Annotated in this window: 12 protein-coding genes; 4 read left to right on the top strand and 8 right to left on the bottom strand. The window is 61.5% G+C overall.

Going from position 1 to position 13800, the window contains the following annotated elements:
• Positions 1-61: 61 nt before the first annotated feature.
• The 6 genes from gltX to folC all read right to left on the bottom strand — a co-directional run bounded on the left by gltX (position 62) and on the right by folC (position 7709).
• Complete coding sequence (gene gltX / locus AAIL67_RS16875) at positions 62-1471, bottom strand: glutamate--tRNA ligase (RefSeq protein ID WP_034378553.1); 1410 nt, start codon at positions 1469-1471, stop codon at positions 62-64.
• A gap of 150 nt (positions 1472-1621) precedes the next feature.
• Positions 1622-2833 carry an O-succinylhomoserine sulfhydrylase gene (locus tag AAIL67_RS16870; protein ID WP_034393977.1) on the bottom strand — a complete coding sequence of 404 codons (1212 nt, stop codon included), beginning with the start codon at positions 2831-2833 and terminating at the stop codon, positions 1622-1624.
• A 298-nt stretch (positions 2834-3131) separates the two neighbouring features.
• Positions 3132-4640: an amidophosphoribosyltransferase gene (purF, locus tag AAIL67_RS16865; RefSeq protein ID WP_003061095.1), complete on the bottom strand. Its 1509-nt coding sequence runs from the start codon at positions 4638-4640 to the stop codon at positions 3132-3134.
• Between the two features lie 196 nt (positions 4641-4836).
• Positions 4837-5334 (bottom strand): CvpA family protein, encoded by a 498-nt coding sequence (locus AAIL67_RS16860; RefSeq protein ID WP_034378551.1) that lies wholly within the window; start codon positions 5332-5334, stop codon positions 4837-4839.
• A 28-nt stretch (positions 5335-5362) separates the two neighbouring features.
• Positions 5363-6325 carry an SPOR domain-containing protein gene (locus AAIL67_RS16855; RefSeq protein ID WP_063664553.1) on the bottom strand — a complete coding sequence of 321 codons (963 nt, stop codon included), beginning with the start codon at positions 6323-6325 and terminating at the stop codon, positions 5363-5365.
• 58 nt (positions 6326-6383) lie between these two features.
• A complete protein-coding gene (gene folC, locus AAIL67_RS16850; RefSeq protein WP_343484423.1) occupies positions 6384-7709 on the bottom strand; it encodes a bifunctional tetrahydrofolate synthase/dihydrofolate synthase in 1326 nt (441 codons plus the stop codon).
• Between the two features lie 100 nt (positions 7710-7809).
• Here folC and AAIL67_RS16845 point away from each other — a divergent pair, with 100 nt between their 5' ends.
• The 4 genes from AAIL67_RS16845 (at position 7810) to argG (ending at position 10961) form a co-directional block, all read left to right on the top strand.
• Positions 7810-8172 carry an ArsC family reductase gene (locus tag AAIL67_RS16845; protein ID WP_034360488.1) on the top strand — a complete coding sequence of 121 codons (363 nt, stop codon included), beginning with the start codon at positions 7810-7812 and terminating at the stop codon, positions 8170-8172.
• 125 nt (positions 8173-8297) lie between these two features.
• Positions 8298-9050: a glycine zipper 2TM domain-containing protein gene (locus tag AAIL67_RS16840; RefSeq protein WP_063664682.1), complete on the top strand. Its 753-nt coding sequence runs from the start codon at positions 8298-8300 to the stop codon at positions 9048-9050.
• 149 nt (positions 9051-9199) lie between these two features.
• Entirely contained in the window at positions 9200-9517 is a 318-nt protein-coding gene (locus AAIL67_RS16835) for a pyrimidine/purine nucleoside phosphorylase (protein ID WP_003057202.1), read from the top strand.
• Between the two features lie 106 nt (positions 9518-9623).
• On the top strand, positions 9624-10961 hold the full coding sequence (argG, locus tag AAIL67_RS16830; protein WP_003057205.1) for an argininosuccinate synthase: 1338 nt from the start codon (positions 9624-9626) through the stop codon (positions 10959-10961).
• Positions 10962-11069: 108 nt separating this feature from the next.
• On the opposite strand, the gene AAIL67_RS16825 is transcribed toward argG, so the two are convergent.
• Together AAIL67_RS16825 and acs are read right to left on the bottom strand one after the other, a co-directional pair.
• Positions 11070-11525, bottom strand: a complete 456-nt coding sequence (locus AAIL67_RS16825) for a hypothetical protein (RefSeq protein ID WP_034360486.1) — start codon at positions 11523-11525, stop codon at positions 11070-11072.
• 141 nt (positions 11526-11666) lie between these two features.
• Positions 11667-13661 carry an acetate--CoA ligase gene (gene acs / locus AAIL67_RS16820; protein ID WP_343484422.1) on the bottom strand — a complete coding sequence of 665 codons (1995 nt, stop codon included), beginning with the start codon at positions 13659-13661 and terminating at the stop codon, positions 11667-11669.
• Between the last annotated feature and the right edge of the window lie 139 nt (positions 13662-13800).

Raw genomic sequence — 13800 nt, 5'->3', positions numbered from 1 at the left:
CTCTGCAAGACAACCTTTTAATCAGTCGCGTTTTGCAGAGACTCGAATTATAGACAGGTTTTTAGCGTTTTTTCAAACGCGCGATAACTTTTTCACGTCCGAGCAATTCCAGCACCGCATCGACCGAGGGAGTATGGGCCGTGCCCACGGTCAGAACACGTACGGGCATGGCCAGCACGGGCATCTTCACGCCCTGCGCCTTGAGCAGCTCCTTGATCGCAGCCGCAATGGCTTCCTTGGTCCATTCCACGTTTTCCACCACAGCAGCAAATGCATCCAGCACGGGGTTGGCCGCCTCGGTTACATGTTTGGCGTAGTCTTCCGCATTGCGCTCCACGCTGTCCACATAGAAGACCTTGGCCCAGTTGGCCAGATCCACCAAGGTCTCGCAACGATCCTTGAACAAGGCAGCAATACGCACCAGACGGTCATCGGCGTCGATCAGGCTCTCGGCCACACCCACCTTGACGACAAAGGGCTTGACCAGTTGAGCCAGCTCGGCGTCATCCATGGCCTTCAGATGCTGGGCATTGACCCAGCGCAGCTTGGCTTCGTCAAACTGGCCAGCACTGCGGCCCAGGTGATCCAGGTTGAACCACTCCAGGAACTGGGCGCGACTGAAGATTTCGTCGTCGCCGTGGCTCCAGCCCAGGCGGGCCAGATAGTTCACCATGGCATCTGGCAGATAGCCCTCATCGCGGTACTGGGTCACGGCCTTGGCGCCGTTGCGCTTGCTCATCTTTTCGCCTTGCTCGTTGAGCACGGTGGGCAGGTGGGCAAAGGTAGGCACGGTGGCACCCAGCGCTTCAAAGATGTGGATCTGGCGCGGCGTGTTGTTCACATGGTCGTCGCCACGGATGACATGGGTGATGTTCATGTCCATGTCGTCCACGCAGACGCAGAAGTTGTACGTGGGCGTGCCGTCGGGTCGGGCAATCACCAGATCGTCGAGCTCGGAGTTCTGGAACTCGATACGGCCCTTGCACTTGTCGTCCCAGCCCACCACACCGGTTTGCGGAGTCTTGAAGCGCAGCACGGGCTTCACGCCTTCGGGAATCGCGGGCAGGACCTTGCCCTCCTCGGGACGCCATGTGCCGTCGTAGCGCGGCTTTTCCTTGGCAGCCATCTGCTTTTCACGCAGCGCGTCCAGTTCCTCCATGCTCATATAGCAGGGGTAGACATAGCCTTTTTCCTGCAAGGTCGCCAGCACCTGCTTGTAGCGATCCATGCGCTGCATCTGGTAGAACGGACCTTCATCGTGATCCAGTTGCAGCCATTCCATGCCTTCCAGGATCACGTCCACGGAAGCCTGAGTGGAGCGCTCCAGATCGGTGTCTTCGATGCGCAGCACGAAGTCACCGCCATTGGCGCGCGCAAAAGCCCAGGGGTAGAGGGCCGAGCGAATATTGCCCAGATGGATGAAGCCCGTGGGCGAAGGGGCAAAGCGGGTGCGAATTTTGTTGTTTGTCATATCAGAAATCCTTGTACGACATTCCCCGTGCCAAGGCTGCGGCGCTTGACACGCACGCAGTCTCGGCCAGAGATGCCGAGCAAGAGCCACCTCTCAGCGCAGGCATAGCCCCCTTACGGGGGAAGGCGCGAAGCGACTCAAGGGGGTGTTTCACAGCGTATCCAGTCCGCGAGTCAGGTCGACCTTGAGGTCTTCCAGATGCTCAAGGCCCACGGAAATACGAATCAGACCCTGGCCCACTCCGGCAGCCTGACGCTGGTCCTCGGTCAGACGACCATGCGAGGTGCTGGCCGGATGGGTGATGGTGGTCTTCACATCGCCGAGGTTGGCCGTGATCGAGCACAGACGCGTGCTGTCCACCACATGGAAGGCATTGGCACGCAGCTGCTCGGCACCCTCGCCCACCACGTCGAAGGCCAGCACGGCACCGCCCATGCCGTTTTGCTGGCGCATGGCCAGCTCATGCTGAGGATGGCTCTTGAGGCCCGGGTAGTACACACGCGCCACCTTGGGATGGGCTTCCAGCCAGGCGGCAAACTCCAGCGCCGCAGCGCTTTGCGCCTTGACGCGCAAAGCCAGGGTTTCCAGGCCCTTCATCACCGTCCAGGCGTTGTAGGGAGCGATGTTCAGACCACCGCTGCGCAAGAAAGTGCCCATGACCTTGTCCACCAGGGCAATGGTGCCGCAAACCGCACCAGCCATGACGCGGCCCTGGCCGTCGAGGAACTTGGTGCCCGAGTGCACGACGAGGTCGGCGCCGAACTTCACGGGCTGCTGCAGCACGGGAGTGGCGAAGCTGTTGTCCACGGCCAGCAGCGCGTTGTTGGCGTGCGCCAGCTCGGCCAGTGCGGCGATGTCGCAGAGATCGGTCAGCGGGTTGGTGGGCGTCTCGGCAAACAACATGCGCGTGTTGGGCTTGATGGCCGCCTTCCAGGCTTCGATATCGGTCTGCGAGACAAACGTGGTTTCCACACCGAAGCGTGCCATTTCGGTTCCCAGCAGCTTGATGGTGGAGCCGAACATGGACTGCGAACAGATCACGTGATCGCCCGTCTTGAGCGCCGTCAGCGCCACCAGCAAGATGGCCGACATGCCGGTGGAGGTCGCGACCGCACATTCCGTGCCTTCCATGGCCGCCAGACGCTTTTCAAAGCTGGTGACCGTGGGATTGCCGGTGCGACTATAGGTGAAGCCCGGCTCTTCATTGGCAAAGCGGCGCGCTGCGGTCGCCGCATCGGGCTGCACAAAGCTGCTGGTCATGTACAGGGCTTCGCAATGCTCGCCCCACTGGCTGCGCTCGACCGCTTCGCGCACGGCCAGAGTTTCAGGATGCAAACCTTCGGGTAATGTCTTGTTGGTCACAATCGTCAAATCCAGATGGTTGGTACCGGTCATGAGTCCGCTGCAGACCGCCAATCAGGCCCGCACGCATGCTGCTCTACCAGCTTGACCGGCGGCACTCGCCATGCCGGTCTTTGAATATGCCTTGCTCATATTCCAAAAAATCCGAGTCAAATCAGACTCAAACGCTTTATGGACATACGTCATGCGCTCACTATTAAAGAGCACACCGACCGCGCGGCTCTGCCATTGTCCTCCCGAATGAAAAGGGTTGCCTAAGCAACCCTTTCCGACTCGGTCATTCGCTGCGCTTTAACGCTCAGCTTTCCTGAGCATTCGGCAGGGAAAGGCGCGAAGTGTCTTCGCTCTCCTCTTCGCTGCCGCGGTTGCGACCCTCATTGAGCGCCGTCACCTCTTCATCGGAAATATCGCCGGTGATGTAGATGCCGTCGAAACAAGATGCCTCGAAACCGCTCACCTGGGCATTGATCTTGCCCACGGCCTGCTTCATGGCTTCCACGTCCTGATAGATCAGGGCGTCGCAGCCGATGACCTGGCGAATTTCCTCGACCGTGCGGCCGTGAGCGACCAGTTCGGAGCGAGTGGGCATGTCGATGCCATACACATTGGGGTGACGCACGGGAGGCGCAGCCGAGGCCAGATACACCTTGTTGGCACCGGCATCGCGCGCCATCTGCACGATTTCCTTGGAAGTGGTGCCGCGCACGATGGAGTCATCGACCAGCAGTACATTGCGGCCCTTGAACTCGCTGCTGATGGCATTGAGCTTCTGGCGCACTGACTTCTTGCGAGCACCCTGGCCCGGCATGATGAAGGTACGGCCCACATAGCGGTTCTTCACAAAACCTTCGCGATAGGGCTTGCCCAGCAACTGTGCCAGTTGCATGGCGCTGGGGCGGCTTGATTCGGGAATGGGAATCACCGCATCGATTTCATTGGGCGGCACCATGGAGATCACGCGCTTGGCCAGCGTCTCACCCATGTTCAGACGAGCCTGATAGACCGAAATGCCATCCATGGTGGAGTCGGGACGTGCCAGATACACATACTCGAACACGCAGGGATTGAGCTGGGTCTTTTCAGCGCATTGCTGGCTCTCGACGCGGCCGTCGTTGTGCACAAAGATCGCTTCGCCGGGAGCAATGTCGCGCTCGAACTGATGGGTTGTACCTTCCAGCGCCACGGACTCGCTGGCCAGCATGATGGTGCCATCATTGCCGCGGCCCATGCACAGCGGACGAATGCCAAAGGGATCGCGGAAGGCCAGCAGGCCGTAGCCGGCGATCAGCGCGATCACGGCGTAAGAGCCCTTGATGCGCTTGTGCACCGCACGCACGGCCTTGAAGATTTCCTCGCTCTGCAGCGGAGCGCCGCTGGAGGCGCGACCGATCTCGTGCGCCAGCACGTTGAGCAGGACCTCGGAGTCGCTTTCGGTGTTGGTGTGGCGATGGTCGGTATCCGCCAGCTCGCGGCGCAGCTGCTTGGCATTGGTGAGGTTGCCGTTGTGCACCATGACGATGCCGAAGGGCGCATTCACGTAGAAGGGCTGAGCCTCTTCCTCGCTGGAGGCATTGCCCGCCGTGGGATAACGCACCTGACCCAGACCCACATCACCGGGCAGAGCACGCATATTGCGGGTGCGGAACACATCCTTCACCATGCCCTTGGCCTTGTGCATGAAGAACTTGCGTTCCTGCTGGGTCACGATGCCGGCTGCATCCTGCCCACGGTGCTGCAGCAGCAGCAAAGCGTCATAAATCAGCTGATTCACGGGTGTGGTGCTCACCACACCAACGATTCCACACATAGTTGCGTTCCATCTGTTCGCGAAAGTTGCCCTTCGCCACACTCGCCTGCTTCGCCACCCATTGGCTAGCCTGCGCTTTGATATCCGGCATGGCGGATCACGCCAACACCAAACTCTCGTCGGCACCCACTGCGTTTTACAGCAAGCGCCTTAGCCACTTTCAACCCTTAGGTAAATTGCGGCAAAAAACTTCGCTTCAAGAGGATGCCTTGGGCAGATACTGCCCCCACTCCTGCGGCAGTGCCGGCAGCACCCAGCCCAGCGCCTCGGTCAACCAGGGCGCCAGCACCGAGTCCTGCCACCACAAAGCCTTGTGCAGCGGCGTGTACTGGATCACCAGAGCCAGCACCAGCAGCAGCAGGCCACCACGCAAGACACCGAACAATGCGCCCAGGGTGCGATCCACAGGTCTCAGACCCACGGCCTCAATCAACTGCTTGGACAGCCAGGAGATCACTCCCCAGGCAAACATGGATCCCACCAGCAGCAGCACAAAGCCCGCCGCATAACGCAGTTGCATGTCCCAACCATCCAGCGGCAGCCATACCGCCACCTCTTGCGCCCAGGTCCGCGCGACCATGAAGGCCACCAGCCAGCCCAGCAAGGACAGGACTTCATAGACCAGACCGCGCCAGGCCCCCAGCAACAAGGAGCCCAGCACAACGACCACAAAAATCCAGTCCAGTGTGCTCATCAATCAAACCGTTGCCGGAAAACCGGTCTCAAGCCTTGAACACCGATGCCGGCAAGCCCAGGGCCTTGGCCCTGGCGGCAGCCTTCTCGGCTTCTTCGCGGCTCTTGAAAGGCCCCATGCGAACACGTGTGCGCTTGCCGTCCTTGGTATCCACGGTCTGGGTAAAGGCTCCGGCACCCAGCTTGCCCTTGATTTCGTTGGCCTTGCCGACTTCGGCAAAGGCACCGATCTGAACGATAAAGCGCTCGTTAGTCGCTGCAGCCTCCTTGACCGGTGCCGCTTCCGAGGTACTGCGCCCCTCCAGCAGTGCACGGGCACGAGCGGCCTCGTCCGCCTTGGGCGTGTCCGGCTTGTGCTTGGGCTCGGGTTTGGCTTCCGGCTTCTTGACCTCAGGTTTGACCTCGGCCTTGGGCTTTTCAGGCTTCGGTTCCGGCTTGCGCTCTGGCTTTACTTCCGGCTTGGGCTCCGGCTTGGGCTCCGGCTTGGGCTGAGGTTTGACCTCTGGTTTGGGCTCGGGCTTGACCTGAGATGCCACCGCAGCGGCAGTTCCGACGGCAGCCGCAGTGACCGCAGCCCCGACCACCGGCGCAGCAGGCACCACAGCGGCCGCCGCAGGAGCTGCAGGCCTGGCCGAGGGGGCAAGCACTTCTTCGCCATCATCCAGAGAAGCATTGGCAGCAACACGCCCTGACGGTGCAGCCGTCTGGCTCGCCACCTGGGTGCCAGGCACGACCTCGGGAGCCGAGTTGGCCTGATCGGGAATTTCAATCGGAATATTGACCGGAATGGGACGTGGCTGCGTATCGAACAGCAGCGGGAAGCCCACCACACCGATCAGCACCAACACGGCCGCCCCGATGAGGCGATGACGTGCGCGGCGGCGCATGGCTTCCACGCTTTCGCCCTGGGCCAAGCGGCTGGGGCGCTTGGCTCCGGCCACGGACTCGGCTTCGTCTTTTTTGCCAGGCCAACGGAAATTGAAAAATGCCATGAGTGAGGACTTGTTGAGGCCTGCCACCTGACAAAAGCCGGGGCGGCAGGCCGCTGACTCAGTGAGCCAGGTGTTTGGCGTTCAGACGAGGCGTGCCGTTTTGCAACACTCCGCCCACGGTGAAGAACGATCCAAAGACCACGATTCTATCAGCCGCCTCCGTTGCCGCGACTGCGGCATCCAGGGCCTGCTGGGGATTGGCAAAGGTCTGCATGCTCACATCTTTGCGGATCACGCCCTGGGCCTGCAACTGCTGCAGCTTGGCCTTGAGGTTTTCTGCAGAATCCGCACGCGGCGTGGGCAGATCGGTGAAATACCAGCGATCGACCAGCGGACCCACCTTGGTGAGCATGGGCTCCCAGTCCTTGTCGGCCATGGCACCGAATACAGCATGCGTGGTCGGGAAGTAGCCCATGGCATCGAGATTCGCCGTGAGCGCCGCCACCGAGTGCGGGTTGTGCGCCACATCCAGCACCAGCGTAGGCTGGCCGGGAACGATCTGGAAGCGACCGGGAAGCTCCACCATGGACAAGCCCGTGCGCACGGCCTGCGCCGTCACAGGCAGCTTGCCGCGAATGGCTTCATAGGCGGCCAGCACGCCGGAAGCATTCATCAACTGATTGGCTCCGCGCAGCGCCGGATAGGCCAGCCCCGCATAGCGGCGGCCACGGCCGGCCCAGCCCCACTGCTGCTTGTCGCCGTCGTAGTTGAAGTCCTTGCCAAAGCGCCAGAGGTCGGCTCCGATTTCGGCCGCATGATCGATCACGCTTTGCGGCGGCACGGGGTCGCTGACGATGACGGGACGACCGGCACGCATGATGCCGGCTTTTTCGCGGCCAATGCTTTCGCGATCGGGGCCCAACAGTTCCATGTGATCGAGATCGATGCTGGTGATGATGGCGCAGTCGGCATCGATGATGTTGGTGGCATCGAGCCGGCCTCCCAGACCCACTTCCAGAATCGCCACATCCAGCCTGGACAGACTCATCAGGCGCAATATCGCCAGCGTGGTGAACTCGAAGTAAGTGAGTGCAACCTCTTTGCCATCCTTGACCCTGGCCTGCTCCACCGCTTCAAAATGCGGGATCAGCTCCTCGGCCTTGACGATCTCGCCGCCCACACGGCAGCGCTCTTCAAAATGAACCAGATGCGGCGAGGTATAGACACCGGGGCGATAGCCGGACTGCAGGGCCACGGCCTCCAGCATGGCGCAGGTCGAACCCTTGCCATTGGTGCCGGCCACCGTGATGACGGGGCAGTCGAATTGCAGGCCCATGCGCTGTGCGACTTCACGCACGCGATCCAGACCCAGGGCGATGTTCTGGGGATGCAGGCGCTCGCAATAAGCCAGCCAGGCATCCAAGGTGGGAAATATGGTGTGCATACTGGGCGCTATTGTCGCCCACTGTCAGAGGCCCTATGGCTGCCGGCACTTGGCAAATGCGTTACATCTGACTCCAACCGTTTCACAGCTACCGAACACCATGAGCAAGATCACCACCGTCTACGGCATCCCCAATTGCGACACCGTCAAGAAAGCACGCAGCTGGCTCAGTGAGCAAGGTATTACTTACGAATTCCACGACTTCAAGAAACAAGGCGTTCCCGCCGAGCGTCTGCCCCAGTGGATGCAGGCCCTGGGCTGGGAAAAGCTGCTCAACCGCCAGGGCACGACCTGGCGCAAGCTCGATGACGCGACCAAGGCCTCTGCCGTGGATGCGCCCAGTGCCGCCGCCGTGATGCAGGAGCACGCCAGCACCATCAAGCGACCCGTGGTGGAATGGGCCGACGGAAAAATCACCGTCGGTTTCAAGGCCGATGAATGGGATACGCTGCAAAACACATAAGCAACCGCTCACATTTACACATGGCTTTACCTAGTTTTACGGTGCCGAGTGCTTGAATTTACGCAGATCCCCTAAACTTTTCGGTGATCTGATGCGTTAAAGCTTCAGAGACAGGAGAGATGTTGATGAAAACTCTGGCAGTTTTGACTTTGACCGCCGTGGCCGCCACCGGGGCCTATGCCCAGGAGCGCGGTCGCGTGCTGTCCTCGACCCCCATCACCCAGCAGGTCGCCGTGCCGCAGCAAGTCTGCAGCGACCAGCCGGTGGCGGTCGCACCTCGCCCCACCGGTGCGGGTGCCGTGGTCGGAGCCATTGCCGGCGGCCTGATCGGCAATGCCATCGGTGGCGGCGGCGGCCGTGCAGCAGCCACAGCAGCCGGCGTGGTCGGCGGTGCCATGCTCGGCAATCAGGCCGAAGCCTCCGGCCCGGTGCAGTACCAGAACATGCGCCAGTGCAGCACGCAGACCTTCTACCAGAACCGTACCGTGGGCTACAACGTGACCTATGAGTACAACGGTCGCAACTACACCACGCAGACCGCCAACCCGCCCGGCCAATGGATTGCGCTGAATGTGCAGCCCGTGGCCAACGACCCGGTCTACAGCAACGACGGCTACTACAGCACCCAGACGCCTCCCCAGGGCGCCTACAGCACCAGCTATCCGCAGAACTACGACAGCGGCTATTACGCCCCTCAGCCCGTGGCGCCCACCTACTCGGTAGGCTCGACCTACTCGGCGTCTGACTATGTGGCGCCGCTGCTGATTGGCGCAGCCATTGGTGCGGGGGCCTATTACGCCACCCGCCCCCATTACTACCGCCCTGGCTACCGTCCGGGCTGGCACGGAAGCCACGGCGGCCATGGCTGGCGCCGCTGACCCAAGCCGATCCGGCCTTGCAGGCCGCTCAGGAGCCCCGTCACGGGGCTCTTGTTTTTCCTGCCTTTGCCTGGCATTCGCACAGGTGCAAATCCCGTGGCCTAAAATCAATGCTTTTGATCTTCGACCACGCACAGCGTACTTCTTCCATGACCACCGAAACCATCGCAGGCGTCAGCCTCACCACCAAGGCCAATGTTTACTTTGACGGCAAGTGCGTCAGCCACAGCTTCACGCTGGCCGACGGCACCAAGAAGTCGGTGGGCGTGGTGCTGCCTGCAACGCTGACCTTTGGCACCGCAGCCGCAGAAATCATGGAATGCGTGGGCGGCTCCTGCGAATACAAGCTCGACGGCAGCGACGAGTGGAAGAAGTCCTCGGCCGGCGAGAGCTTCCAGATTCCCGCGAACTCCAAGTTCGACATCCGCGTAACCGAGGCTTACCACTACATCTGCCACTACGCGTAATCCGCGCCTGGCCCGGCTTCGGGCCAGACCCGAGAATTTCAAGCCTTTTCAGCCCCAATCGCTTACCCATCAAGCGCTTGCAGCTATCACTTTGAAGAGAAATCTCATGGAAACCATTCTGCAACATGTTCCCGTCGGCCAGAAGGTCGGCATCGCCTTCTCCGGCGGCCTGGACACCTCTGCCGCTCTGCGCTGGATGAAGAACAAGGGTGCCCTGCCCTACGCCTACACGGCCAACCTGGGCCAGCCCGACGAAGCCGATTACGACGAAATTCCCCGCAAGGCGATGGAATATGGCGCAGAAAAGGCCCGTCTGATCGACTGCCGTCCCCAGCTGGCCAACGAAGGCATTGCCGCCATCCAGTCCGGCGCCTTCCACATTTCCACCGGCGGCATCACCTACTTCAACACCACGCCCCTGGGCCGTGCCGTGACCGGCACCATGCTGGTGGCTGCCATGAAGGAAGACGACGTCAACATCTGGGGTGACGGTTCGACCTTCAAGGGCAACGACATCGAACGCTTCTACCGCTACGGCCTGCTCACCAACCCCGCGCTGAAGATCTACAAGCCCTGGCTGGACAGCAACTTCATCGACGAGCTGGGCGGCCGTGCCGAAATGTCGGCCTTCATGACCAAGGAAGGTTTTGGCTACAAGATGTCGGCCGAAAAAGCCTACTCCACCGACTCCAACATGCTGGGCGCCACCCACGAAGCCAAGGATCTGGAGTTCCTGAACTCCGGCATCCGCATCGTGAACCCCATCATGGGCGTGGCTTTCTGGAAACCAGAAGTCGAAGTCAAGGCTGAAGAAGTCTCGATCACCTTCGAAGAAGGCCGCCCCGTGGCCATCAACGGCAAGGAATACACCGATGCCGTGGAAGTCTTCCTGGAGCTGAACCGCATCGGCGGCCGCCACGGCCTGGGCATGAGCGACCAGATCGAAAACCGCATCATCGAAGCCAAGAGCCGCGGCATCTACGAAGCCCCCGGCATGGCCCTGCTGCACATTGCCTACGAGCGTCTGGTGACCGGCATCCACAACGAAGACACCATCGAGCAGTACCGCATCAACGGCCTGCGCCTGGGCCGTCTGCTGTACCAGGGCCGCTGGTTCGACCCCCAGGCCATCATGCTGCGCGAATCCTCGCAGCGCTGGGTGGCCCGCGCCGTGACCGGCACCGTGACGCTGGAACTGCGCCGCGGCAACGACTACTCCATCCTGAACACCGAGTCGCCCAACCTGACCTACGCTCCCGAGCGTCTGTCCATGGAAAAGGTCGAAGATGCGCCTTTCAGCCCCATCGACCGCATCGGCCAGCTGACCATGCGCAACCTGGACCTGATCGACACCCGCGCCAAGCTGGCCATCTACTCGCAAGCCGGCCTGCTGAGCGTGAGCAGCGCCAACGCCCTGCCACAGCTGGGCAACGACAAGAAGTAATTCGGTTCGCCTGCGCGAAAAAGCCGCTGCACTGCAGCGGCTTTTTTCATGCCGAATACGCCTCAATCGCTTGCAGGCAAATCGATTGAAGCTATCAGTATTGAGGCATCAGCGATTGATCTGATGCACCTGCTGCTCCAGCTGCCCCACATAGGCGGCCGTGCTGTTGTCCGACTCCTGGGCACGCTGCACCAGATGTGCCTCCAGCACATCAAGCCGGGCCATCACCTCTTCCTTGTCCCTGGCATGCAGTGCTTCCAGCACACCGCGCAGCTCGGTGAAGCGCGAAGCCTCGGCCTTGTCGGCCAGATCGCGCTGGGCCTGCATCTCCTTGGCGTGACGACGTGCCTCCAGCAGCACCGAGCCCTGCATCCACAGCACATAGGCGATGAAGAACACGCTCAGCAAAATCGTCAGCGCCAGCATGAGCACGCCCAGCGGTGCCTGGATTTCGGTCACGCCCAGCGAAACTGCGGCAGGGGCCGACAGCGCCGTCCAGTTGAAGGCGGCCAATACGGCAATCAGGGCCACGATGATGGCAATGCAGATGGTGCGAAAGTTCATGCTCTTCTCCTTGTACTCCGGGATGCCTTGTTTTAACCCAAGATCGCACCGGCTTGCGTCAGCAAGCGCCAGAAATGACAAAGCCGCTGTTGCCAGCGGCCCTGTCGTCATGATGCGTTCAGATCAGCGGCATGCGCCGGCTCAATTGGCCTCCGACAATTGCTCGAGGATCGCGGGATTCTCCAAGGTGCTGGTGTCCTGGGTGATCGCCTCACCCTTGGCCAGCGAGCGCAGCAGGCGGCGCATGATCTTGCCGCTGCGGGTCTTGGGCAGGTTGTCGCCGAAGCGGATGTCCTTGGGCTTGGCAATCGGGCCGATCTCCTTGGCCACCCAGTTGCGCAGCTCGGTCGCAATCTGCCTGGCCTCTTCGCCCGTGGGCTTGCCGCGCTTGAGCACCACAAAGGCGCAGATGGCTTCGCCGGTCAGGTCGTCGGGACGGCCGACCACGGCGGCCTCGGCCACCAGATCGGTCTTGGCCACCAGGGCCGACTCGATTTCCATGGTGCCCATGCGGTGGCCCGAGACGTTGAGCACATCGTCGATACGGCCCGTGATGCGGAAATAGCCGCGATCCTCGCTGCGCACGGCACCGTCGCCAGCCAGGTAGTAGCCCTTGAGCTCGTCGGGGAAGTAGCTCTTCTTGAAGCGCTCAGGGTCGCCCCAGATGGTGCGAATCATCGAAGGCCAGGGCTTTTTCACCACCAGGATGCCGCCGGCGCCATTGGGGATCTCGTTGCCGGCCTCATCGACGATGGCAGCCGTGATGCCGGGCAGGGGCAGGGTGCAGGAGCCGGGCACCAGAGGCGTGGCACCGGGCAGCGGCGTGATCATGTGGCCGCCGTTCTCGGTCTGCCAGAAGGTGTCCACGATGGGGCAGCGCTCGCCGCCCACATGCTTGTGATACCACATCCAGGCCTCGGGATTGATGGGCTCGCCCACCGAGCCCAGCAGGCGCAGACTGGACAGATTCCAGTTCTTCGGGTGGACGCTGGGGTCGGAGTCCGCGGCCTTGATCAGCGAGCGGATGGCCGTGGGTGCCGTGTAGAAGATGCTGCACTGGTGGCGCTCTATCATCTGCCAGAAACGGCCCGCATTGGGGAAAGTCGGCACGCCTTCGAAGACGATCTGCGTGGCACCGGCCGCCAGCGGGCCATAGGCCACATAGCTGTGGCCGGTGATCCAGCCGATATCGGCCGTGCACCAGAAGACATCGCTGTCCCTGACATCAAAGGTCCACTCGAAAGTCTGCTTGGCCCACAGCACATAGCCGCCGGTGGCATGCTGCACGCCCTTGGGCTTGCCAGTGGAGCCACTGGTGTAGAGGATGAAGAGCGGGTGCTCGGCATTGACAGGCACGGCTTCGCACTCGGTGGATTGACCGGCCAGCGCATCGGTGAAGCTGATGTCGCGGCCCGCGACCATATTGCAGGCAGTGGCCGTGCGCTCGTAGACCAGCACGCTCTTGACGGCTTCGCAGCCGCCCAGCGCAATCGCGTCATCGACGATGGCTTTGAGCGGCAGCTCCTTGCCGCCGCGCATCTGGTAGTTGGAGGTGACGACCAGACTGGCGCCCACGTCCACGATGCGCTCCTGCACGGCCTTGGCCGAGAAGCCGCCGAACACCACGGAATGTGTCGCACCGATGCGTGCACAGGCCTGCATGGCCACCACGCCCTCGATGGTCATGGGCATGTAGATCAGCACACGATCGCCCTTTTGCACGCCGCGCGCCTTGAGCGCATTGGCGAACTGGCTCACGCGGGCGAGCAACTCTTTGTAAGTGACCTTGGTGACCTCGCCGCCGTCGGCTTCAAAGATGATGGCCGTCTTGTTCTCCACGGGCGTGCCCATGTGCTTGTCCAGACAGTTGGCGCTGGCGTTGAGCTCGCCGTCGGCAAACCATTTGTAGAACGGCGGGTTGCTCTGGTCCAGCACCTGGGTGAAGGGCTTGGTCCACTTCACGCTCTCGCGGGCCAGCCGTGCCCAATAGCCTTCATAGTCACGTTCGGCTTCGTCGCACAAGGCCTGGTACTGCGCCATGCCCGAGATGCGGGCCTTGGCGGCGAAATCCGCCGGGGGCGGGAACACTCGGTTTTCCACCAGCACGGATTCGATGGTTGATGTCGCAGCGCTCATCGTTTTGTCTCCTGATGCATAAGCAATGAAATAATTGTGGGTGTACTGTCAAGGCTCGGTCTTACACCCCACTGACTGAAATTGACAAGCGGCTTTTGCGTGCCGTCAAGTCTGTCATTCGCTCCCATTTTTGCAGCAG

This window comes from Comamonas sp. A7-5 (assembly GCF_039581385.1).
GTDB classification, from domain to species: Bacteria; Pseudomonadota; Gammaproteobacteria; order Burkholderiales; family Burkholderiaceae_C; genus Comamonas; species Comamonas thiooxydans.
This window is presented reverse-complemented; position numbering and strand designations above follow the sequence as displayed.

Bases quoted from the DNA above. Each gene is read 5' to 3' on its own strand.
- gltX (WP_034378553.1), bottom strand. From the start codon at position 1,471: ATGACAAACAACAAAATTCGCACCCGCTTTGCCCCTTCGCCCACGGGC.
- purF (WP_003061095.1), bottom strand. From the start codon at position 4,640: ATGTGTGGAATCGTTGGTGTGGTGAGCACCACACCCGTGAATCAGCTG.
- AAIL67_RS16860 (WP_034378551.1), bottom strand. From the start codon at position 5,334: ATGAGCACACTGGACTGGATTTTTGTGGTCGTTGTGCTGGGCTCCTTG.
- AAIL67_RS16855 (WP_063664553.1), bottom strand. From the start codon at position 6,325: ATGGCATTTTTCAATTTCCGTTGGCCTGGCAAAAAAGACGAAGCCGAG.
- folC (WP_343484423.1), bottom strand. From the start codon at position 7,709: ATGCACACCATATTTCCCACCTTGGATGCCTGGCTGGCTTATTGCGAG.
- AAIL67_RS16845 (WP_034360488.1), top strand. From the start codon at position 7,810: ATGAGCAAGATCACCACCGTCTACGGCATCCCCAATTGCGACACCGTC.
- AAIL67_RS16840 (WP_063664682.1), top strand. From the start codon at position 8,298: ATGAAAACTCTGGCAGTTTTGACTTTGACCGCCGTGGCCGCCACCGGG.
- AAIL67_RS16835 (WP_003057202.1), top strand. From the start codon at position 9,200: ATGACCACCGAAACCATCGCAGGCGTCAGCCTCACCACCAAGGCCAAT.
- argG (WP_003057205.1), top strand. From the start codon at position 9,624: ATGGAAACCATTCTGCAACATGTTCCCGTCGGCCAGAAGGTCGGCATC.
- AAIL67_RS16825 (WP_034360486.1), bottom strand. From the start codon at position 11,525: ATGAACTTTCGCACCATCTGCATTGCCATCATCGTGGCCCTGATTGCC.
- acs (WP_343484422.1), bottom strand. From the start codon at position 13,661: ATGAGCGCTGCGACATCAACCATCGAATCCGTGCTGGTGGAAAACCGA.